The sequence below is a fragment of the Streptomyces sp. NBC_00258 genome, from assembly GCF_036182465.1.
Classification (GTDB): Bacteria; Actinomycetota; Actinomycetes; order Streptomycetales; family Streptomycetaceae; genus Streptomyces.
In genome coordinates this window covers 11455197-11475945 of sequence record NZ_CP108081.1, presented here as the reverse complement: position 1 = coordinate 11475945, position 20749 = coordinate 11455197, and the positions used below count along the sequence as shown (strand labels likewise).

General features: G+C 69.6%; 20 protein-coding genes and 1 pseudogene. 14 read left to right on the top strand and 7 right to left on the bottom strand.

The genetic code is table 11. The annotated features are described in order from the left end of the window. Window positions 1-95 precede the first annotated feature (95 nt). The 4 genes from OG718_RS50910 to OG718_RS50895 are packed head-to-tail and all read left to right on the top strand — an operon-like array spanning window position 96 to window position 4702. Entirely contained in the window at window positions 96-1505 is a 1410-nt protein-coding gene (locus tag OG718_RS50910) for an extracellular solute-binding protein (RefSeq protein WP_143643182.1), read from the top strand. Then, window positions 1502-2452: a carbohydrate ABC transporter permease gene (locus OG718_RS50905; protein WP_143643181.1), complete on the top strand. Its 951-nt coding sequence runs from the start codon at window positions 1502-1504 to the stop codon at window positions 2450-2452. The genes OG718_RS50910 and OG718_RS50905 overlap by 4 nt, the downstream gene beginning before the upstream one ends. 16 nt (window positions 2453-2468) lie before the next feature. Further along, the gene (locus OG718_RS50900; protein ID WP_143643180.1) at window positions 2469-3323 is read left to right on the top strand and encodes a carbohydrate ABC transporter permease; all 855 of its coding nucleotides are present in this window, start codon (window positions 2469-2471) and stop codon (window positions 3321-3323) included. Then, a complete protein-coding gene (locus OG718_RS50895) occupies window positions 3320-4702 on the top strand; it encodes a glycoside hydrolase family 32 protein (protein WP_328847475.1) in 1383 nt (460 codons plus the stop codon). Before OG718_RS50900 ends, OG718_RS50895 begins: the two co-directional genes overlap by 4 nt. On the opposite strand, the gene OG718_RS50890 is transcribed toward OG718_RS50895, so the two are convergent. Further along, on the bottom strand, window positions 4665-5729 hold the full coding sequence (locus OG718_RS50890; RefSeq protein WP_143643222.1) for a LacI family DNA-binding transcriptional regulator: 1065 nt from the start codon (window positions 5727-5729) through the stop codon (window positions 4665-4667). The two genes, OG718_RS50895 and OG718_RS50890, sit on opposite strands and share 38 nt — an antisense overlap. Window positions 5730-5837: 108 nt before the next feature. On the opposite strand from OG718_RS50890, the gene OG718_RS50885 reads away from it, so the two are divergent. After that, window positions 5838-6668 (top strand): aldo/keto reductase, encoded by an 831-nt coding sequence (locus OG718_RS50885; RefSeq protein ID WP_328847474.1) that lies wholly within the window; start codon window positions 5838-5840, stop codon window positions 6666-6668. Between the two features lie 67 nt (window positions 6669-6735). Here the strand turns inward: OG718_RS50885 and OG718_RS50880 are convergent, their stop codons facing one another. Next, entirely contained in the window at window positions 6736-6957 is a 222-nt protein-coding gene (locus OG718_RS50880; protein ID WP_260695744.1) for a hypothetical protein, read from the bottom strand. A 496-nt stretch (window positions 6958-7453) separates the two neighbouring features. On the opposite strand from OG718_RS50880, the gene OG718_RS50875 reads away from it, so the two are divergent. From OG718_RS50875 to OG718_RS50855, 5 genes and pseudogenes are all read left to right on the top strand, one after another. Further along, complete coding sequence (locus OG718_RS50875; RefSeq protein WP_328847473.1) at window positions 7454-8269, top strand: oxidoreductase; 816 nt, start codon at window positions 7454-7456, stop codon at window positions 8267-8269. Window positions 8270-8811: 542 nt separating this feature from the next. After that, a complete protein-coding gene (locus OG718_RS50870) occupies window positions 8812-9186 on the top strand; it encodes a hypothetical protein (RefSeq protein ID WP_328847472.1) in 375 nt (124 codons plus the stop codon). A 52-nt stretch (window positions 9187-9238) separates the two neighbouring features. Next, window positions 9239-9829: a TetR/AcrR family transcriptional regulator gene (locus OG718_RS50865; RefSeq protein ID WP_328847471.1), complete on the top strand. Its 591-nt coding sequence runs from the start codon at window positions 9239-9241 to the stop codon at window positions 9827-9829. Between the two features lie 45 nt (window positions 9830-9874). Next, window positions 9875-10116 (top strand): annotated as a pseudogene (locus tag OG718_RS50860) (oxidoreductase); the annotation flags it as partial. Between the two features lie 78 nt (window positions 10117-10194). Beyond that, a complete protein-coding gene (locus tag OG718_RS50855; RefSeq protein ID WP_143643175.1) occupies window positions 10195-11112 on the top strand; it encodes an alpha/beta hydrolase in 918 nt (305 codons plus the stop codon). 225 nt (window positions 11113-11337) lie between these two features. On the opposite strand, the gene OG718_RS54530 is transcribed toward OG718_RS50855, so the two are convergent. Both OG718_RS54530 and OG718_RS50845 read right to left on the bottom strand, forming a co-directional pair. Next, a complete protein-coding gene (locus tag OG718_RS54530) occupies window positions 11338-11628 on the bottom strand; it encodes a hypothetical protein (RefSeq protein WP_143643174.1) in 291 nt (96 codons plus the stop codon). A gap of 429 nt (window positions 11629-12057) precedes the next feature. Beyond that, a complete protein-coding gene (locus OG718_RS50845; protein WP_328847469.1) occupies window positions 12058-13308 on the bottom strand; it encodes a DUF418 domain-containing protein in 1251 nt (416 codons plus the stop codon). Between the two features lie 190 nt (window positions 13309-13498). Here OG718_RS50845 and OG718_RS50840 point away from each other — a divergent pair, with 190 nt between their 5' ends. From OG718_RS50840 to OG718_RS50830, 3 genes are all read left to right on the top strand, one after another. Next, window positions 13499-14170 carry a response regulator transcription factor gene (locus OG718_RS50840; RefSeq protein WP_328847468.1) on the top strand — a complete coding sequence of 224 codons (672 nt, stop codon included), beginning with the start codon at window positions 13499-13501 and terminating at the stop codon, window positions 14168-14170. Continuing rightward, window positions 14167-15285, top strand: a complete 1119-nt coding sequence (locus OG718_RS50835; protein ID WP_328847467.1) for a sensor histidine kinase — start codon at window positions 14167-14169, stop codon at window positions 15283-15285. Before OG718_RS50840 ends, OG718_RS50835 begins: the two co-directional genes overlap by 4 nt. A gap of 163 nt (window positions 15286-15448) precedes the next feature. After that, on the top strand, window positions 15449-15964 hold the full coding sequence (locus OG718_RS50830) for a hypothetical protein (RefSeq protein ID WP_328847466.1): 516 nt from the start codon (window positions 15449-15451) through the stop codon (window positions 15962-15964). A 133-nt stretch (window positions 15965-16097) separates the two neighbouring features. Here OG718_RS50830 and OG718_RS50825 read toward each other — a convergent pair whose 3' ends face one another. Continuing rightward, on the bottom strand, window positions 16098-17885 hold the full coding sequence (locus tag OG718_RS50825; RefSeq protein ID WP_443055303.1) for an ABC transporter ATP-binding protein: 1788 nt from the start codon (window positions 17883-17885) through the stop codon (window positions 16098-16100). 73 nt (window positions 17886-17958) lie between these two features. Then, the gene (locus OG718_RS50820; RefSeq protein ID WP_143643169.1) at window positions 17959-18174 is read right to left on the bottom strand and encodes a hypothetical protein; all 216 of its coding nucleotides are present in this window, start codon (window positions 18172-18174) and stop codon (window positions 17959-17961) included. A 212-nt stretch (window positions 18175-18386) separates the two neighbouring features. Here OG718_RS50820 and OG718_RS50815 point away from each other — a divergent pair, with 212 nt between their 5' ends. Further along, complete coding sequence (locus OG718_RS50815) at window positions 18387-19652, top strand: DUF418 domain-containing protein (protein ID WP_328847465.1); 1266 nt, start codon at window positions 18387-18389, stop codon at window positions 19650-19652. Between the two features lie 133 nt (window positions 19653-19785). Here the strand turns inward: OG718_RS50815 and OG718_RS50810 are convergent, their stop codons facing one another. Next, complete coding sequence (locus OG718_RS50810) at window positions 19786-20739, bottom strand: LysR family transcriptional regulator (protein ID WP_143643168.1); 954 nt, start codon at window positions 20737-20739, stop codon at window positions 19786-19788. Window positions 20740-20749: the final 10 nt, after the last annotated feature.

Below are 20749 nucleotides of genomic sequence, written 5' to 3'. Positions count from 1 at the left end.
TAAAGGTCAAGGGGTGCACGACTCTTGACAGCACCGTCGTGCACTTTCCATCATCTGGGGCATCAACCCTCAACTAACACGAGTTAGGCCCGTTGATGACCGACTCGCACGTCTCCCGCCGCACGCTGCTGCGGTACGGCGCCTACGGCGCGGGTGCCGCCGCCCTGACCGGCACCGCAGCGAGCTGGGACCGGCTCACCGGAGCCGACATCCCCGGCCGCGACGACGGTTCCCTCGTCGTCGCCACCCTCGGCCCCGCCTACGGACCAGAGGCCATCCGCACCCTCACCGAAGGCTTCGGCGAGGTGCACCCCGACATCAAGCTCCGGATCAACGCGGTGCAGGCCGTCGACTGGTCGGACTTCTTCGCGAAGATCCTCACCCAGATCGCGGCGGGCACCGCCCCCGACCTCGTCTATGTCGCCACCGAGGGCGTTCAGCTCTTCGCCCAGCGCCTCGGCGTCGCGCTGGACCAGTGGGTGAAGCGGGACGCGGCCGAACTGCGCGAGTACTTCGCCGACGTCCACCCCTCACTGGTGGAGTCGATGATGTACGAGGGCAGCCTCTACCAGCTGCCGGTCGAATTCAACGCGGCCGACATGTACCTCAACAACCAGGTGCTGAAGCGGGCGGGCGCCAGCTTCCCCGCGGCCGACTGGACCCGTGACGACTTCACCGCGCTGCTGCGGGACATGAAGAAGTCCAGCGGCAGCCGGTTCACCCCGTACTTCTGGACCAACCGCCTGTGGGGCGGTGTGGTGCCCTGGCTCTTCGCCAACGACACGAACCTGCTCACCGAGACCAAGGCGCCCGGCGGTGCCTGGCTGTGGGACTCCTTCTACCCGGCCGCCGAACGGCAGGGCCGCGGGGGCGGCTTCCGGTGGACGGCCCCGCAGGCCACACACGACCGCGTGGAGGAGGTCTACGACTACCTCGCCTCCCTCATCCAGGAGGACCTGTGCACCCGCCCCGAGGGCGGCAACGGCCAGAACCTCGTCGGCGTGTTCTCCACCGGCCGGGTCGGCGTCACGCCGGCCGGCGGCTTCTGGGCGGGCGGTCTGCATCTCGCGGGCATGCAGGGCGACGACTACGACGTGCAGTACTTCCCGCGCTGGCGCACCCAGCGCATGCAGTTCGGCGCCGCCGGCTACGCCCTGCTGCGCACGTCGAAGCGGCAGGAGGAGGCCTGGGAGTTCATCAAGTACGCCGCCCGGAGGGACACCCTGATGCGGCTGTTCAAGACCAACCAGACCACCCCGGCCCGCCGTTCGATGCTGACCGCCGACCGCTACCGGGAGACCGGCCCGAACCACTGGCAGACCTTCTACGACACCCTCGACAAGTTCCCCGACACCGGGCCGATCCCCGCCCCGCCGCAGGTCGCCGAGGTCGAGCAGGTGCTGCTCAAGCACACCGGAACCGCGCTCTCCGCCCGGCGCTCGGTGGGTCCCGCCCTGCGCCGGATGCAGGGCGATCTGGAGAAGGCCATGGAGCGTGACGTATGACGACCACCCGGACCCCCGCCCGGACAAGGACGGCGACTCCCCCGCCCGTGCCAGCCACGCCGCCGTCCGCCCGCGACCGCGGCACCCGCCTGCTGGCCACGCTGTTCCTGGCCCCGACGATCGTCGGCATCGTCGTCTTCACGGTCGTCCCGATCGTCGGCTCGGTGGTGCTCAGCCTCTTCCACTGGAACGTGATCGACGACCCCAGCTTCGCGGGCGCCGCCAACTACCGCGAGACGCTGACCGATTCGACCGTCCTGGTGTCCTTCCGCAACACGCTCGTGTTCATGGTGCTCGCGGTCGCCCTCCAACTGCTGATCGCGCTGGTGCTGGCGCTCGCGGTGAACGGACGGATGCCGGTGTGGCTGCGCTCGGTGTTCCGTTCGGCGTTCTTCTTCCCGCTGGTGCTGTCCGCCGCATCGATCTCGGTGGTGATGAAGTACCTGTTCAACCAGGACTTCGGTGTCGTCAACTGGCTGCTCGGGCTGATCGGCATCGCTCCGGTGCCATGGCTCACCTCCGAGAACTCGGCGATGGCGGCGGTCATACTCGTCTACGTCTGGCAGCAGTTCGGCTTCTCCTTTCTGCTCTTCGTCGGGGGCCTGAACAACATCCCCAAGGAGATCCACGAGGCCGCCTCCCTCGACGGCGCGACCGGTCTGCGCAAGCACCTCAACGTCACCCTGCCGCTGCTGTCACCCACCCTGCTGGTCGCGTCGGTGGTCGGCATCATCAACGCCCTGCAGGTCTTCGAGCAGCCGTACGTCCTCACCAACGGCGGACCCGGCGACTCCACCCGCACCGTCGTGATGGTCATCTACGAGAGCGCGTTCGAGCAGCTCCGCTTCGGCGAGGCGTCCGCGGTGGGCGTGCTGCTGTTCGTTCTGATCATGGCGGTCACCGCCCTCCAGTTCCGGCTCAGCCGGCGTTTCGTCCACTACCAGTGAGCCGGGTGAACCCCCTATGACCCAAGCGATTTCCACCGTGAGCCGGGCCCGCCACTCGCTCGCTCCGTGGGCGCGGATCACCGCACTGGCGGTGTGCGCCCTGCTGACGCTCGGTCCGGTCATCTGGACCGTCTCCACCTCGCTGCGCACGCCGGCCGAGTCCTTCGACCTGCCGCCGAGGATCATTCCGACCAGCCCGACCGTGGAGTCCTACCGCGGGGTCTTCGACCAGATCGATGTGTGGCTGCTCGCCCTCAACTCCACACTCGTGACCGCTTTGATCGCGGTCGGCCAGATGATCACCGCGGGTCTCGCCGGCTACGCGTTCGCCCGTCTCGAGTTCCGTTTCAAGAAGTCGCTGTTCGCACTGGTCCTCGCGACCATGATGGTCCCCTTGCAGGTCACGATCGTTCCGGTGTTCCTGGTGCTCAAGTCGATGAGTCTGACCGACACACTGCTCGGTCTGATCATCCCGGCGTTTCCGACCGCGTTCGGCACCTTCCTGATGCGCCAGTACTTCCTCGGCATGCCGAAGGACCTGGGCGAGGCGGCGATGCTGGACGGCTGCGGGCCCTGGCGGATCTTCCGCTCGGTCTACGCCCCGCTGGCCGCGCCCGGCCTCGCGATCGTCGGAGTGCTGGCCTTCAACTACCACTGGAACGAGTTCTTCCGGCCGCTGATCCTGGAGACCTCCGGCCAGAACTACACCCTGCCGCTGGGCCTCGTCTCCCTCCAGGGCAATCTCGGCACCGGCTCCATCTCGGTCGTCCTCGCCGGTGTCGTCCTTTCCATGATCCCCGCCGTCGCCGTGTTCGTCGTCGGCCAGCGCCCTCTGCGCGAGGGCATCACGTCCGCAGGAGTCAACCGTTGAAGCACGACCGCGACGCCCCCCGTTTTCGGGTCCGTCCGCCCGCCCACTGGCTCAACGACCCGAACGGGCCCTTCCGTTGGCGCGACCGCTACCACCTCTTCTACCAGCACAACCCCGATGCCCCGCGCCACGCGAACGTCCACTGGGGCCATGCCTCCAGTCCCGACCTCGCCCACTGGGAACACCACCCCATCGCGCTCACCCCGACACCCGGCGGCCCCGACGAGGCGGGCTGCTGGTCCGGGTGCGTGGTCGACGACGACGGCATACCGACCGCCGTCTACACCGGTATCGACCGCCACCACGCCGGCCTCGGCACCATCTGCCTGGCCCGGGCGGTCGTCCCGGACGACGAGACCCTCACCGACTGGAAGCCCCTGCCCACACCGGTCGTGACCGGCCCGCCGACCGGCCTGGACGTCGTGATGTTCCGCGACCCGTTCGTCTTCCGCAGCGGTGGGCGGCGCTGGGCACTGATCGGGGCGGGCCACTCCGACGGCACACCGTCGGTCCTGCTCTACGACTGCGACGACCTGGCCCACTGGCGGTTGGCCGGTGTGCTGCTCGACGGCAACGACCCTGTGGCGACGGACGTGTTCGGCGACAAGGCGGCGGGCTGGGAGTGCCCGCAGCTGTTCGCGACTGCGGGCGGGGAGTGGGTGCTCGTGGTGTCACTGTGGGACGGCGACCCGATGGGCACGGGCTTCCTGACAGGCCGTCTGGAGCCGGACGGCGACGGTGGGCTGCGGTTCGGGACCCGCACCGGCGGCCGACTCGACCACGGGCGGGACTTCTACGCACCCGCAGTCCTCCAGGAGGCAAACCGGGCCCTGATGTGGGGCTGGTCCTGGGAGGCCCGTGAGCAGGGCGAGGTGGACGCCGCGGGCTGGGCCGGTGTCCTCACCGCGCCGAGGGTCGTGGACGTCCATCCGGACGGCGCGCTGAACGTCGTACCGGCTCCGGAGCTGCAACTCCTGCGCGCGGCCGAGCCGTTCACCACCGCACCGGAACGCACCCCGCTGCCGCAGTCGTACGACCTGACGGTCACCGCCAGCACACCGACCACCGTCAGCCTGCTGCGCTCCGCCTCCGGCGCCGAGCTGACGATCCGCCTCGACCCGGACGAAGGCACCGTGACCCTGGATCGCAGCGACTGGCCGCAGCCCCGGAGCGAGGGGTCGGCGCCCCTGGTCGTGCGGGCGCCCGCGCGGGAGGTGCGCATCCTCGTCGACGGCTCCCTGTTCGAGCTGTTCGCCGACGATCGCGCCACCGTCACCGAACGGATCTACCGACGTCCCAACGACGTGCCCGAGCTCGTCGTGACCGGGGCCGGGGCCACCGTCATCGGATGGGAGCAGGTCCCACCGACGAGCGGCTGATCACCGGACCGGCGAGGCGCCGTACTGTCGCGGGCGGCGTCTTGCCTGTCTCGATGGCGTCGAGGAGGAGCCGGGTGGCCGCCTCGCCCATCGCCCAGTGCGGGAGGGCGACGGTGGTCAGGGGCGGGGACAGGAAGGCGGCCATGTGCTCCTGGTCGTCGTACCCGACCACGGACAGCTCTTCGGGGACGGTGATACCGAGCCGGGCAGCGGCGTGCAGTGCGCCCGCGGCGACACGGTCGTTGTAGCAGAAGATCGCGGTGGGGCGGCGGCCGGCGGGCACGCCGTCGAGCAGCCGCAGCGCTCCCTCGTAGCCGGCGGAGATCTCGCCGCCGGTCCGCACGACCCACTCCTTGGGAACGGTGATCCCCTCCACGCGCAGCGCGTCACGCAAGCCGCGCAGCCGCTCGACCGAGGCGATGTCGTCGAGGCCGCCGACGTGGGCGATCCTGCGGTGCCCCTCGTCGAGGAGAAGGCGGGCGGCCGTACGGCCTCCGGCGCGTTCGGCGGGGATGACGGCAGGCAGCGAGTCGTCCTCGGGAATGCAGTTGGCGAGGACGGAGTGGGTGCGGTGCAGGCCCTCGGGGACGCGGACGCGGCGCAGGGAGAAGGCGGCGTAGATGATGCCGTCCACACGTCGGTCGAGGAGCTCGGCGACCGCGGCGTCCTCCTTGGCACGGTCGCCTCCGGAGTCGACGGTCAGGACGAGGTGCTCGTTGTCCCAGGCGGTGTCCATCGCGCCGCGCAGCAGCCGGCCGGCGAAGGGCGAGGAGGCGATCTCGTCGGTGACCAGGCCGATCACGGCCGTACGACGGCGGCGCAGCCCGCGTGCGACGGGGTCGGGGCGGTATCCGAGCTGGGCGGCGGCCTGGCGGATGCGTTCCTGGGTGGCGGGCGAGAGGTTGCCCTCGGCCCGGCCGTTGAACACGAAGGAGACCGCGGTGTGCGACACGCCGGCGAGCCGCGCGACGTCCCGGGACGTGGGGCGTCCATGACCTGCCGGCTGCTTCTCCTCGCTGCTGCCCATGCCGTCCGCTGCCTTCATCCCCCGCCGGTTCCCCGCCCGCCCGCTTGATCACTGCTCACCCTATCCGTGACGCTGGGTGGACGACACAGTCGAAGGGAAGGTCCGGTAGTGATCAGCATTCCGGTACACACGCTCAACGACGGCACCAGGTTCCCGGCGATCGGTCTGGGCACCTGGCCCATGAGCGACACGGAGGCGGAAGGGGCGGTGGCGGAGGGCCTGCGTCTGGGCTACCGCCTGGTCGACACGGCGACGAACTATCGCAACGAGGCCGGTGTCGGGCTGGGCGTCGCCCGCAGCGGCGTCCCCCGTGAGGAGGTCGTGGTGACGACCAAGCTTCCGGGCCGGCACCACGGGTACGAGGAGACCCTGGCCTCCTTCGAGGAGTCCCGCGCCCGGCTCGGCCTGGACTACGTCGACCTGTATCTCATCCACTGGCCGCTGCCCCGCGTCGGCAAGTACGTCGACTCCTGGCGGGCCATGATCAAGCTGCGCGAGGAGGGTCTCGTGCGGTCGATCGGCGTCTCCAACTTCACGCCGGAGCACATCGAGAGGCTGGAGAAGGAGACCGGCGTCCTTCCCTCCGTCAACCAGATCGAACTGCACCCGCACTTCCCGCAGGACGAACTGCGGGCCTTCCACACCGCCAAGGGCGTCCTGACCGAGAGCTGGAGCCCGCTGGGCCGCGGTTCCGGCCTCTTGGACGACCCCGTGGTCGTCAGCACCGCCGAGGCGCACGGGGTGACGCCGGGCCAGGTGGTCCTGCGCTGGCACACGCAGCTCGGGGCAGTGCCGATCCCGAAGTCGTCGGATCCGGGGCGACAGCGCGCGAATCTCGACGTCTTCGGCTTCGAGCTGAGCCCGGCGCAGATGCACGCGATCGCCGACCGTGCCCACGAGCGCATGGGCGGAGATCCGGATGTGCACGAGGAATTCTGAGAGGTGCGGCCTAGCCATGAGGGTCGGGGGATGGGCCGGCTGGGCGGAGAGTCAGCTGGCACCTGTCTCATTCCAGGACGCCCGGTTCTGCGGGACCCTTCCAGCGCCGCGGACGCACCCCTGACACGCCTGGACTGACAGCGATCCCGCAGCTCGGCCGCCGTCGCTCGGTCAACGCGCCCTGCCGTACGAGCTGGTAGAGAGCGGGCAACAGCATCTTCCTGGCGAGGTCGCCAGTGATGCCGCACAGGACCAGGGCTCCGGCGCGCGTCGCAGTCGAATCGGCCATGGCGCGTGTCCTGTCTCTCGGGTTCTCCTGCGGGAGCGCGCCTCGGTCGATCACCTGATGCCGCGTACGCCGATGAGGGCGAAGGCGGCGGCCGGCGGGCAGGGAGCGCGAAATGCCTCCCACCGACGGGTCTGGCGAACACCTCTGTCCGGCGGGCTGCGGCGCGGCGCGAGAGGCTGCCGGATCGTTCCGGGCCGACATGAGCGCTCTCGCCGCTCGCGCCCGCTCCGCGCCTCGGCCGATCAGCCATCCCTCACACCGATCACAGGCGTGGCGTTCATTTGGGCCGATCGGCCACTCTCCCGCGTCACCACCTGCCGCTCCCCGCCCATATCCAGCCCTGTCGTGCCCCACGGTCAGCGGGGTTCAGTGCGCTCATCCGTTTTCGGATCCTTTCCAGATCGTCGGCCGTGACCACTTGCCATCGGCCGACGGTCACCTTATGGTCGTACGAACGTAAGGCATACGAACGTAAGCCAAAACCCAGGGAGTCCTGATGGCGACAACTCGGCCGGTGGCGCTTGTGACAGGTGCGTCATCGGGGATCGGCAAGGAAACGGCCCGCGCCTTCGTCGCGGCGGGTTTCGAGGTGGTCGGAACCGGCCGCAAGACCTCCGGACTCACTCCGCCCGCCGGTGTGACATACCTCGATCTCGACGTGGCCAGCGACGACTCGGCCACCTCCGCGGTCGGAGAGGTGATCGAACGGTTCGGACGCATCGACGTCCTGGTCAACAACGCGGGCCTCGGCTCGGCGGGCGCCGTCGAGGAGAACTCCGTCGCCCAGGCCCAGAACGTCCTGAACATCAACGTCCTCGGTGTCATCCGTATGACGAAGGCCGTCCTGCCGCACATGCGCGCCCAGGGAGGCGGACGCTTCATCAACATCTCGTCCGTCCTCGGGGTCGCCCCCCAGCCCTTCATGGCCCTCTACGTCGCGTCGAAGCACGCCATCGAGGGCTACTCCGAGTCGCTGGACCACGAGGTCCGCGAGCACGGCGTCCGGGTCCTCCTCGTCCAGCCCGCCTATACCAGGACCAGCTTCGACACCAACGCCGCGCAGCCCGACACCCCACTGGCTCTGTACGCGGAGCGACGGCGCGTCTTCGACGAGGTGATGGCGGTGGCGATGAAGGACGGCGACGACCCCGCCGTCGTCGCTAAAGTGATCGTCACCGCGGCCACCGACGACAAGCCGAAGCTGCGCTACACCGCCGGCCCGCTGGCATCACGCGTCACCAAGGCGCGACGCCTCGTCCCCGCCGGAGCGTTCGACAAGCAGATCCGCAAGAACAACCGCATGCCCACCTGACATCCCGGTCCGGCTTCAAGGGCACTGATCCCGACCGAATGTCTCCGGTGTGCCCGGCATCTCTGATGTCTCCGAAAGTCCATTGATGAGTCACTCGTTGATCTGCCGAGGAGAGTCATGCAGCAGCAACGTCAGCAAACGGCCCGGCATGGTGCATCGAGCACAAGACGTTTTCCGAAGAGGAACGTCGGCATCGCGCTGGCGGTCACCGCGACGGCGGCCGTTCTGGGCTCGGCGCCGTCCGCGTCCGCAGGGACGGGCCAGACGGGACACTCGTATCGCGGATCCGTTGTCACCGACGTACGGACCACGGAGAAGTTCGACTTCGCCGCCGGCGAGATCCCCGAGAACATCACCGTCAACCCCGACGGCTCAACGACCCTGTCCATGCTCGGCAGTTGCGCGGTGTGCCAGCGCACCCATGGGCCGCAACTGATGCACATATCCGCGTCCGGACACCGCACGGTGCTCGTGACCGGGCCGGTGGGTGAGGCAATCAGCGGCAACACCCGTGGCAATGACGGCACCGTCTACTACAGCTTGTGGGCCCCCGGCAACGCGGCCAGGAGCGGGTACCGGTCACCGGCACCGGCGCGGCCGGTCCCGTCCGCCTTGTCACGGGCGGCCTGCCCAACATCGACGATCTCAGCTTCCTGACCCCCCGCTCCGACGTGGCGTTCGCGGCACAGAACGGCTCCTCCTCGCAGAACGGCCCGGACAGAGTCGTGGTGATCTACCCGAACGGCACCTACAGGCCCGTCCTGACCAGCGCGGACGGTCTCGCCTCGCCCTCCGCGACCGCGGTTCGCGGCGACCGGCTGTACATCACCGACGGCGGGGTCCCCGAGCCCCACGACGCCAAACTCCAGACCGCGAGGATCAACTTCGCTGCTCTCCATGCCAACGCGGCACACTGACTCGACCCAGGCGGTATCCGGAGCACAAGCCCCGGCCGCATTGGAGGAACGCATGGTGCGGTACACCAAGGAACACAAACAGGAGACAAGGCAGCGGATCATTGCGACAGCCGGTCGCCGGCTCAAGCGCAACGGCATCGACGGCTCCGGAGTCGCCACGCTCATGAAGGACGCGGGGCTGACCAACGGCACCTTCTACGCCTACTTCGCGTCCAAGGACGAACTCGTCGCCACCGCGGTCGCCGACCAAATGCGCGCACAGCACGCGAACATCGTCGCGCAGGCGGCGCCCGGCCGGGCCGGACTCGAGCAGCTCGTGCGCTGGTACTTCTCCCCCGAACAGCGCGACAACATCGAGGACGGCTGCCCCAACGCCGCCCTGCTCGACGAGATCGGACGCTCCACGGATCCCACCAGACAGGCGTACACCGACGGCGCGCTCGTCCTCGTCGACGGCTTCGCCGCCCGCCTGGCACCCCACGATCCGCCGTCGGCGCGTCTGAAGTCACTCAGCCTCCTCGGCATGATGGCCGGGACGCTGCAGCTCTCCCGTGCCCTCACCGACCGGCAACTCGCCGACCAACTCCTCGAACAGGGCATCCGCAACGCCCTCGCACTGCTGGATGCCGAGCATCACAACTGAGTCGCCATCCACGTGTCGATCACGGGGACCGCCTGGTCGAAAGGGTTCGGCGGCTCCCTCGACAACCGCATCCGCTTCGCCGTCGAGGTCGCCACCACTCCGGCAGACGAGATCGGCGCCGGCCGCACCGCTTCCGGATCTCTCCCGAAACCCCGTTCAACGACATCACGGAGAGCGACACCCACGAGCTGTACCCGGCACTCGCGCGAACCCTCGCCCCGCTCGACCTCGCCCACCTGCACATCGGCCACCTGCACATCGGCCACGGCGGCGAACTTCTGCCCACCTTTCACACCGCCTGACAAACCCCGGCCATTCCGGTCCTGACGGGCCGGTATGCCCAGATCACCCCATGGAGGTACCACGTGTCCGAGCACGCTGTAGTTGAACTGAGCCCGGAAGCGATCGCATTCGCGGAATGGCTGGCCACAGGCCAGAATCCCCCGTCCGAGTTGGATGCGGCACGCATCCAGGCCGAGCAGGTCCATCTCGCGGCCCGGGAGCCGGAAGGCGTCACCTACCGGGAGGTGGACGCGGGTGGCGTGCTGGGAATCTGGTGCGAACCCGTCGATGCCAACGCCGACTACGTCCTCCTGCACACTCACGCCGGGGGCTCCGTTCTGGCGTCAGCACACGTCGACCGAAAGCTCGCGGGCCATATCGCCAAGGCCGCAGGGGCCCCCGTACTGGTCCTGGACTTCCGGCGAGCACCGGAACACAAGTACCCGGCTCAGGTGGACGACGCGGAGGCGGCCTTCAACTGGCTGCTGTCCGAAGGGTATGAGCCGGGGAACATCATCACGATCGGCCACTCGATCGGCGGGTTCATCGCCGTCGCCCTGGCGCTTCGCCTCCGAGACAAGAAGCAGCCACTGCCCGGAGCCATCGTGTCGATCTCCCCCTGGTGCGACCTCGAGATCGCCAACGAGACCATCGCGACCAACGCCGAGACGGACAAGATACTCAGCAAGGAACTGCTGGAGTTCTTCCGGGATGCCTGGATCGGCGGCACGGGCATCGAGTTCACGGACACCCGGATCAATCTGAACCGGGCAGACCTGAGCGGTCTGCCCCCGACCCTCGTCTCCTGGGGAACGTACGAGGTCCTGGCCGGCGAGGACGAGGAGTTCGCCACCCGCGTCAAGGACGCCGGAATCGACACGGCGACCGTAGTGGTCCCCGGCGGTCAGCACTCATACGTATACGGCGCCGGCCGGATTCCGGAAACCGACACCGCCATCGCGCAGATCGGCGCCTGGGTCCGCGAGAAGACGAAGATCTGACCGAACGGTCCGGGCCCGGCAGGCGCAAGACCCGTGCGCCTGCCGGATCGGGCCGTGGACGGACGCCGACACGGCCTGCTGCGGCGAGCAGATCCCGCGACACACGCGACCGCGCCCCGGTCCGGCAGACGACGACCGGGGCGACCAACCAGCCAACACAAGAAGGGCACCAAGCCCAGACCCGTCACGGGACAGGCGACAGGCGACAGACTCAGTGTTCCTGGATCAGGTGCGGAGCAGTGAGGTGTGGATACGGGCGATGGCCCGCAGTACCTCGTCGCGGTTCTTGGCTTGCTGGATCCATGCGGGCAGGCGGGCCACCACGGTCATCCTTCGGCCCTGTTCGTGCCAGGGGATCCCTTCACGTAGGGGCGCCTGCACGAATCGTCTGATCAGGTCCAGGTGTTCCAGGTTGTAAGCCCATACCCACCCGTGCCGGGTCTCGGTCTGCAACCACAGGCGGATGTCGAAGTACGGATCTGTGGCCGATTTGTGCCGGTCCCTGTGCAAGACCACAGATCCACGGTTCCATTCCTTCGCCAGCCCGCAGTTCCGGCAGACGAGACGCCTGGGCGCGAAGAGGCTCTGGTCCCGCACTCCGGTTGGGTCTGGTGCTGTCCCGACGTGCGCGACCTTCTCGCAGCCCGGGCAGCGCACGAGGACGGACACGAGAAAGTCGCACTTCGTGCTGCGTGGGTCCCGGAACCGATGGTGTGTGATCGGACGCATCGGACCAGTATGCGAGCCGAGCGCCGAAGGCTTCTACGGACTTAATCCAGAACAGTCGGTAGGCGTCACCGTGGTGCCGTCCTCCGAGATCACCCACCAGTCGGCCGGTCTGTCCCCGATGGAGCCGAGCGGGGAGTCACCCTTGCCGCGGACGAGGGCGGCCAGGTGGCCTCAAGAAGAGCCGGCAGAAACGTTCGTGGAGGTCGCCGCGTCGTCTCATTGCATGCGTCGGACGATCCCGGTCGCCCTGCCCATCAGCCATTCGAGCGGCCCTCGTTGGAAGAAGCGGGACCAGATGGTGGCGAGGACGGTGACGGACCCGATGAAGCCGAGCAGGATGTACAGGCGCGAGGCGGTCTGGCCTTCGGTGTTCAGGAGCCAGATGGCGACGATGTGGTAGACGTACGCCGTCAGCGACATCGAGCCGACCGCGATGACGGGCTTGGCCAGGCGACGCAGCCCAGGGAAGGCGTCCATGGCGGCCAGGCACGCGGTAATCACCAGGATCGCCACACCTGTGGCGGCCACGATGGACAGAGTCGCCTCGCTGTGAGGGGCGGCGGCCAGCATCCCGGCGGGAGTGTCGCCGAAGATGCCGATGCTGTCGGGCGATACGGACGACATGGACGGTCCGGATGGCATGGTCGATCCGGGTGACATGGACGGCATGGATGACATGCCCGAACCCTGTTCGGCTTTCCGGACAGCTTCGGCGGCACCGGGTACGAGACGCACCGCCAGCCAGGAACCGCCGTAGCCGGTGACGGCGAGGGCGACGCCGGTGAGGGCGAGGCGTATCCGGACGGCCGTGGCGGCCAGGTCGCAGCGGGCGACAGCCATCCCGGCGATGACGAACGGGACCCAGGTCAGGGCCGGATAGCCGCCGGTGAAGAACAGCGAGACGAGGCCGTCGGCCTGGCCGTAGGAGAGGAATACGCGGCCGCCGACCACCGGCTTCAGCGCGTACAGCAGCTGCGGGCCCACCAGGGCCCAGCCCACCGCGATCAGCGCCAGCGGCTTGGTGCCCAGCCGGTACAGCGGCAGCACGAGCAGGAAGAACAGGCCGTAGAAGGCGAGGATCGGCACGACCGGGGTGCCGGTCAAGGTCAGGGCGGTGCCCAGGGCAATCAGGATCACGGCCCGGATGATCACCTTGGCGACGGCCTGACGGCCGGCCAGGCCGGTCTTCGGTGTGCGGCGCCCGGTGATGAGGGCCACCGCGAAGCCGGCCAACACGGCGAACAGGGCGGAGGAGCGGCCTTGCGCCAGCTCCATCAGGTAGCCGATGACACCGTCCTGGCCCGGAGCGGGGCCCACATGGACCGCGTACATGCCGAAGACGGCCAGGCCCCGGGCCAGGTCCAGTCCGACGAGCCGGCCCACGCCGGGCGAGCCCGGCGTGGGCTCACCGCGCTTGTGTTCGGGAGGCGGTGCGTCGGTCGCCGGGGAGTCTGTGTGCTGTGTCATGGCTCTCAGACTGGAGACCGGGCGAGTCGCGGAGTATCCCGCAGAAGGCTGCCCTGCCCCTGCCGACTGGAGGGCGGTACCCCGCCGGGTGGCTGGAGCCGGCACCCGAGACGCTTCAGGGACGCTCCGGGGCTTTAGGGTCGAGGCGGTATGAGCCGGGCGGTAGGGACGAAGGTGAGGCGGAGCGCACGTGATCCGGGTAGTGGTGGTGGACGACGAGGCTTTGGTGCGCTCGGGCTTCGGGCTCATCCTGGGCGCGGCCGAGGACATCGAGGTCGTCGCGACCGCTGGCGGGGGCGACGCCGTTGAGACCGTCCGCCGGGAGCGGCCCGACGTGGTGCTGCTGGACATCCGGATGCCGGATGTCGACGGCCTCACCGTCCTGCGCGAGCTGCGGACGATGCCGGACGCTCCGGTGGTGGCGATGCTGACCACGTTCGACGCCGACGAGTACATCCTGACCGCGCTGCACTCCGGTGCGGCCGGTTTCCTGCTCAAGGACACCGAGCCGGAGCAGCTGGCCCACTTGGTGCGCACTTTGGCCGCGGGGGGTGTGGTGCTCTCCCCCAAGGCGTCCCGGACGCTGCTGCACAGCCACCCCGGCACCGAGGCGGCCGTCGACGTGGAGGCGGGCCGCGTCCGGCTGCTCACCGCCCGCGAGCGTGACGTCCTCGTCCTGGTGGCGGAGGGCCTGTCGAACGCCGACATCGGGGCGCGCATCCACCTGAGTGCCGGTACGGTCAAGGACCACGTCAGCGCGATCTTCACGAAGCTGCGGGTGACCAGTCGGGTGCAGGCCGCGCTGCTGGCGCAGCGGGCCGGACTGCTCGACGAGCGCCCGCAGCCGGAGGCCAGACGATGAGCCGTGCACGCGCCGCGTGGCAGCGGGTTCCGGCACCGGTCGTCGACCTCGTCCTGGTGGCGGTGGCAGCCATGGACCTGTGGTTGACCCTGTGGGAGGACACGCGGCCGGGTGTCGCGCTGGCCGCGCTCGGCTGTGGCGCGCTGGCCTTCCGGCGCAGGTTCCCCCTCGGCGTCTTCCTGCTCACCCTGCCGATCGCGCTGACGCAGCCGGTCGCCGTCGCTCCGCTCGTGGCGCTGTTCACCCTGGCCGAACGCTCACGGAACCGCCCTCTCCTCGCGGTATGTGTCGCCCTGGCCGCCGTGGTGAGCAGCGTTCCGTGGTCCCCGGCCAGTTTTGCCGAGGTCGGCCGGACCATGACGCTGATCGACTTCGTGTACAGCCTGGCCACCGCTGCCGCCCCGGTCCTCTTCGGACAACTCCTCCAGGCGCACCGGGACTTGGCGCGGCGGCTGACCGAGATCGAGGAGGCCAGGGAGCACGAGCGGGCCCTGCACGCGCAGGCCGTGCTCGCCCGCGAACGCGCCCAGCTGGCCCGCGAGATGCACGACGTGGTCTCCCACCAGGTCAGCCTGATCGCCGTACAGGCCGGAGCCATGCAGGTCGCCGCCCAGGACCCGAACGCCAAAGAGGCCGCTCGCACGATCCGTTCCCTGAGCGTCACCACACTCGACGAACTGCGCACCATGGTCACGCTGCTGCGCGCCTCCGGCGGCCACGCCACCGAGCTGACGCCTCAGCCCACCCTGGCCGACCTGCACAAACTCGTGGAATCCAGCGGCGCCCACGCACAGCTGAAGGGTGAACTCCCGCCCACCGTGGGCACACCGGCCCAACGGGCTCTCTACCGCACGGTCCAGGAGGCGCTGACCAACGTACGCAAGCACGCCCCCGGCGCCACGGCCTGCGTCGAGCTGTGGCAGAACGGCGACCACGTCGGAGTGACTGTCGCCAACACCCCGCCCACGCGCCCCTCCCTGTCCCTGCCCGGTTCACAGCAGGGCTTGGTCGGTCTGCGGGAACGGGCCGACATCCTGCACGGCACTCTGGAGGCGGGCCCGACCGTGGAGGGCGGCTACCGGGTGCGGCTGCGGATTCCGCTCAACGCGGACTGACCGACCAAGGCCTCGTCCTGAGCAGCGTCGATCTCGCCCGCGGGCTGGCTGACGGCCCCGGCCTCCGTCAGCGCCTGGCCGAGGTCTGACCCGACCCACGCTGCCCAGCAGGGCGGTGACCTGCCGGGACCGGTCCCGGGCGGTATCCCCTACTGTCCCGGCCATGAACATCCTTCGCAGGCCGAAGTTCTGGGTGCGACTCGTGTCCGTTGCCGCGCTCCTGGGGGCTGGATGGCTGGTCCTGGTCCCCCGCACGGCCGCGTACTTCGTGGATGACGAAGGCCACCCGTACGACATGAGCGTCATGTACTCCTGGGACACGAGGGACCAGGCCATGATCCTGCCGGGTGGGCTCTTCGAAGACGACGACAGCGGCGGGCAGGACGGCCTCGTGTCGATGGTCAGACTTGACTGCGGGACCGCGTTCACAGCTGGTGAAAACGAGGACCGGCGGTCCGCCGACGGGCAAGAGGCGTGCTCCGAAGTGGAGACACCGAGGCGGTTCTTCGGCGTCTGCCTCATCCTGCTCGGCTCCGCCGGGCTGTGGGCCGCCCCCAGGCTGCCTCACCTTCGGTCCCGCCTGCCCTGGGCTGCACAGGGCAGTGACGTCGACAAAGCACACCATCTCTCCGAGGGCCCCAGCGCTCCAGGCTCACATCAAGAGCCGGATCAGGGATGAGAATGGCATCCGCCGGCGGCCGGCCGACCCTCGACTATGGTCACGGCGCGCACCACACCCCGTAGGCCGGATGGTCTGCGTATCGCGGTGGGCGATGCGGCAGTGGACGTCCGGACGGCCCTGCGTGCGGTGATTATCGCGCGGGGGTGAGGAGCTGAGTGGCCGCCAGCTGCGCGTACAGCCGGTCCTGGGCCACCAGTTCCTCATGGGTGCCTACTGACCGGACCCGGCCGGTCTCCATGACCACGATCCGGTCGGCGCCTGTCACCGTCGACAGGCGGTGGGCCACCACCAGCACGGTGGTCTCACGGGCCAGCTCCGCGACGACGTCCCGCAGCGCCAGTTCGTTGACGGCGTCGAGCTGCGAGGTCGCCTCGTCCAACAGCAGCAGCCGGGGCCGCCGCAGCAGGGCGCGGGCGATGGCGACGCGCTGCCGCTCGCCACCCGACAGCTGCGAGCCGCGGTGTCCGACCGGGGTGTCCAGGCCGTGGTGCAGGCGCTCGACGAGGGTGTCGAGCTTCGTCCGGGCCAGGACGTCGCGGATGTCGTCGTCCGTTGCACCGGGTGTCGCGAACACCAGGTTCTCGCGCAGCGTGCCGGCCAGCACAGGAGCGTCCTGCTCCACGTACCCGATGGCAGACCGCAGCTCGGGCAGGGACCAGTCCCGTACGTCCTTGCCGTCGACCAGGATGCGGCCGCCGGTGGCCTCGTAGAACCGCTGGATGAGCGCGAAGACTGTCGACTTGCCCGCACCGGAGGGACCGACGAAGGCCGTCATCCCGGCGCCCGGTACCTCGAAGCTCACCTGCTGATGGGTGGAGGGCAGGCCCGGACGGTAGCGGAAGGACACGTCCTCGAAGCGGACCGACGCCGGACCCGGCACCGCTGCCCGCTGCCTGGGCACGGCATCCGTCTGCCGGGCGAGTGGCTCCGTCGACAGGCATTCCACGTGCGCGATCCGGGAGATTGCGGCTGCCCCCTCCTGATAGTGGGAGACGGCGTCGACCAGCTTGGCCACCGGCTCGATCAGGTAGAAGAGGTACAGCAGGAAGGCAATGAGGGTGGATACGGGGATCTCCCCGGACGCCACGCGCACCCCGCCGACCGCGAGTACCGCCAGGAAGGCCAGCTGTACGGCGAGTTCGTCCGCCGAGCCTGCCACGGACTCCCACTTCGCGCTGGTCACGCCGTGCCGCCACGCCCGCCGTGCCGCCGCATCCACCCGGGCGGTCTCCCGCTCCTCGGCACCGGATGCCTTCACCGTTCGGAACGCCCCGAAGGCCCGCTCCAGCGCGGTGGAGATCTCTCCGACCGCCTGCTGCGAGCGTTCGGTGGCGCGGGCGATTCTCGGCATCACCAGCGCGGCGGCTCCGCCGACCAGCACGACCACGCCGAGTGTCACACTCAGCAGCACGACGTCCAGGAACGCCATCATCACGATCGCCGCCACCAGGGCCACCGCGCCACTGGCCGCGGCGACGACCGCCTGGGTGCTGACAGCCCGCAGCAGTGTGGTGTCCGAGGTGACCCGGGACATCAGGTCACCCGGTGGGATCCGCTCCCACTCCGCGATCCGCAGGCGCAGCAGCCGCCCCACAAGGGTGCGCCGCGCTGCCAGGACCACCGACTCCGCCGTCCGCTCCAGCACGTACGCGCCGTACGCCTCGACGGCCGTGCCCAGCACCACCACGGCGGTGAGCGCGATCAGGATGCCGGCGATGGTCTCACCTGTCGCGAGCCGGTCCACCAGTGTCTTGGTGGCCAGCGGCTGCAGCAGTCCCCCGGCGGCCCCGACCAGGGCGCACAGCAGGCCGAGGGCGACGGCCCACCGGTGCGGCCTGACATACGCGTACAGCGCCTTGACCGTCTCTCGGGCCGACAGGGAGGTTTCATCCGTCATCGGGGCGGATGCGGTGTTCACGAGGTTCCTTTGTTCTGTGGTCTGCCGGGCACCGCATCAGCGGTCAGGCGCACCAGGGCGTGAGAATGTGCGGTCAGGGGACGAGTCCGGCTGTCCCCGTGGCGAGGGAGTGCGCCAACGTCTCGGCTGCTTCAGGACGGACGACGAACAGGACGAAGGCGCCGACCGCAAGCGTCATGCCGAGGAGTTCCAGAGACTCGCCCCTGCCAGGGATGGCGTCATGGCCCGGTACGTCGGCCGATGATCCGAGGAAGCAGTCGGGCTCCTTGTGTCGCGCACGGTGTGTCATGACTCCAGCCTCGAAGCCTGGCCGCCTCGCGCCCATCCGGCAGCTGTCGGGTCCACCCCCGCCAAGTGGCTGGACAGGACCGCCGGCCGGTCGTGCCGGACCGGTCGGGACGTGACTCCGCCGGTCGGCGGGGCGGTACCCGCCGACCGGCGGGGCCGTTACCGAAGCCTGCCGGATGGTCCGCCTCCTGACGTCCACGCGAGATTCTCCGCATGACAAAGTCACAGCCGCTGCAGGAGACGTCAGCTCCGCAGGAGAACTCGCCTCCGCAGCCCCGAACTTCCCCCGAATCCGCCGTGCCGGCCTCGCCCGATCCCTCGATGGGACGCCTCGTCGGGGTGGACCTGGCCCGCGCGCTGGCGGTGTTCGGCATGTACGTCGTGCACATCGGTCCCCCGCTGTCGGCCACGGACGGCGTCGCCAGCTGGGTCCGGTACATGGCGGACGGACACTCGTCGGTCCTGTTCGCCACCCTCGCCGGGTTCTCACTGATGCTGCTCGCCGGTCGCCGGGAGCCGAAGACCGGCCTGGCCGGCCGGAAGGCGAAGGCCAGGATCGCGATCCGCGCCGTGGTCCTGCTGGCGCTGGGTACCGCGATGGCGATGGAATACGGCGGAGTGATCATCCTCGGCTTCTACGGGGTCTACTTCCTGCTGGCCCTGCCCCTCGTGCGACTGCGTGCCAGGACACTCGCGATCACCGCGGCCGCCCTCGCCCTCGTCACACCACAGCTGTCGTTCGCCCTGAACTCGCTGCTGACCGAGCCGATCCGGCAGAGCATCAACGCCTACGACCCGCTCCACCGGCTCAGCGACGTGGGAGTGCTCGATCTCCTGTTCACCGGCTTCTACCCGACGATCACATGGATATCGTTCGTGATCGCCGGTATGGCGCTGGCCCGCCTCGACCTGTCCCGGGCCGTCGTCCAGTGGCGCCTGGCCGCGCTCGGCGCCGGCCTCACCGCGGCCGCGTACGGCATGTCCTTGCTGCTGGCCGGCAAGCACGCGTTGGACAGCCTGGCGGAAGGCGGGCCGTCGTCCGGTGCCTCCGGGTCGATGTCCGGCAGCTCCGGGTCGATGCCCCCCGACGGCGGATCCTTCGAGCCCCAGGCCTCGTCGCTCCTGACGGCCGGGCCGCACAGCGGCACCACGTTCGGCATCATCGGCAGCGTGGGGGTCGCGATCCTCGTGATCGTGGGCGCGACGGTGGCGATGGACCGCCTGCCGCGACTGCGCCGCCTGGCGAAACCGGTCGTCGCCGTGGGCACCATGTCCCTGACGGCCTACGTCGGCCACTTCCTCGTACAGTCCGCGCTGGCCATACCCACCGGGACCAGTTCGGTGCAGTCCTGGGGGCCGCTGCTCATGTTCGTCCTCGGGGCGATCGTGTTCGCCACGATCTGGTCCCGCTTCTTCCGCCGCGGTCCCCTGGAGTTTCTGCTCAACGCCGCCACCAAGCCGGCGAAGCACATCCGATAGGGCCAGGCCCGGGGTGGCTCGCCTGCACGTCCCACCCCGGCATGGACGGCTCGCAGATCCAGCAAGCGCATGCGAACCAGTGAGGGCACCACACCTGGTCCCCTGCTGAGGGCGGCCCGAGGGAGCCGCGCCGTCAGCCCCGCCGGACCGCCCCGAGCTGGGCACGGTGCAGGCCTGGGGCGGTGAATCGCTGTGCCACCGTGCGCAGGACGCGGGCCATCGCCTGGGCGGGTGGGGTGGCGGGGCGTGCCGCGGCGCTCGCGAGGAGGATGCGGCGGGTGGGGGCCGGGACGTCGGAGGCGAACGGCAGGAGGCGTACGTCGCTGCGTCGGCTGGTGAGGGCCAGGCGGGGTGCGAGCGCGATTCCGAGGCCGGCGGCGACCATGGCCTGCGCCTCCTGGTAGTCGTGCGAGGAGTAGGCGATGCGCGGTTCGAATCCCGCCTGGCGACAGCTTCGGCGCAGGACGTCGGCGACGGGGTGGTTGTCGGCGCGGATGATCCACTCCTGGTCGGCGAGGTCGCCGAGACTCACGGAGGGATGTGTGCGCAGGGGTGAGTCTGCGGGGACGACCAGCACCGTGGGGTCGTCCAGCAGGTGGGTGAGCAAGAGTGCCGGATCGTCGAGGCGGTTCCACTCGTAGTCCCAGAGCAGTCCCTGCTCCACCTCGCCGGTGTGCAGCATCTCCCTGAGTTCCGCGAGGACTCCGGCGCGCACCTCGATGCGGATGCCGGCGTGGCGACGTCGGAAGCGTGTGAGTGCCAGCGGCAGCAGGGACGCGCTCGCCGTGGGGAAGGACCCGAGCCGCAAGGTGCCCTGGTCGAGGGCGGTGAAGGAGTCCAGGTCGGCCTGGGCGGCACGGAGTTCCCGGCGGATGGCCTGACCACGTTCGGCCAGCGCGGCACCCGGCGGGGTGGGGCGGATACCGCGTGGCAGCCGCTCGATGAGGGGCTGCCCTGCCTCCTGCTCCAGCAGGGACATCTGCTGGGAGGCGGCGGAGGTGGTCATGCCGAGGGCTTCCGCAGCGGCAGTGAGTGAACCGCGTTCGGTGGCCTCGGTGAGCAGCAGCAGACGGCGCACGTTGAGCATGCCGTCGACT

Coding starts and splice junctions, on each gene's coding strand:
- OG718_RS50820 (WP_143643169.1), bottom strand. CDS start 18,174: ATGACACACCGTGCGCGACACAAGGAGCCCGACTGCTTCCTCGGATCA.
- OG718_RS50905 (WP_143643181.1), top strand. CDS start 1,502: ATGACGACCACCCGGACCCCCGCCCGGACAAGGACGGCGACTCCCCCG.
- OG718_RS50890 (WP_143643222.1), bottom strand. CDS start 5,729: ATGGGCAGCAGCGAGGAGAAGCAGCCGGCAGGTCATGGACGCCCCACG.
- OG718_RS50875 (WP_328847473.1), top strand. CDS start 7,454: ATGGCGACAACTCGGCCGGTGGCGCTTGTGACAGGTGCGTCATCGGGG.
- OG718_RS50865 (WP_328847471.1), top strand. CDS start 9,239: ATGGTGCGGTACACCAAGGAACACAAACAGGAGACAAGGCAGCGGATC.
- OG718_RS50900 (WP_143643180.1), top strand. CDS start 2,469: ATGACCCAAGCGATTTCCACCGTGAGCCGGGCCCGCCACTCGCTCGCT.
- OG718_RS50910 (WP_143643182.1), top strand. CDS start 96: ATGACCGACTCGCACGTCTCCCGCCGCACGCTGCTGCGGTACGGCGCC.
- OG718_RS50835 (WP_328847467.1), top strand. CDS start 14,167: ATGAGCCGTGCACGCGCCGCGTGGCAGCGGGTTCCGGCACCGGTCGTC.
- OG718_RS50880 (WP_260695744.1), bottom strand. CDS start 6,957: ATGGCCGATTCGACTGCGACGCGCGCCGGAGCCCTGGTCCTGTGCGGC.
- OG718_RS50810 (WP_143643168.1), bottom strand. CDS start 20,739: ATGCTCAACGTGCGCCGTCTGCTGCTGCTCACCGAGGCCACCGAACGC.
- OG718_RS50845 (WP_328847469.1), bottom strand. CDS start 13,308: ATGACACAGCACACAGACTCCCCGGCGACCGACGCACCGCCTCCCGAA.
- OG718_RS50815 (WP_328847465.1), top strand. CDS start 18,387: ATGACAAAGTCACAGCCGCTGCAGGAGACGTCAGCTCCGCAGGAGAAC.
- OG718_RS50830 (WP_328847466.1), top strand. CDS start 15,449: ATGAACATCCTTCGCAGGCCGAAGTTCTGGGTGCGACTCGTGTCCGTT.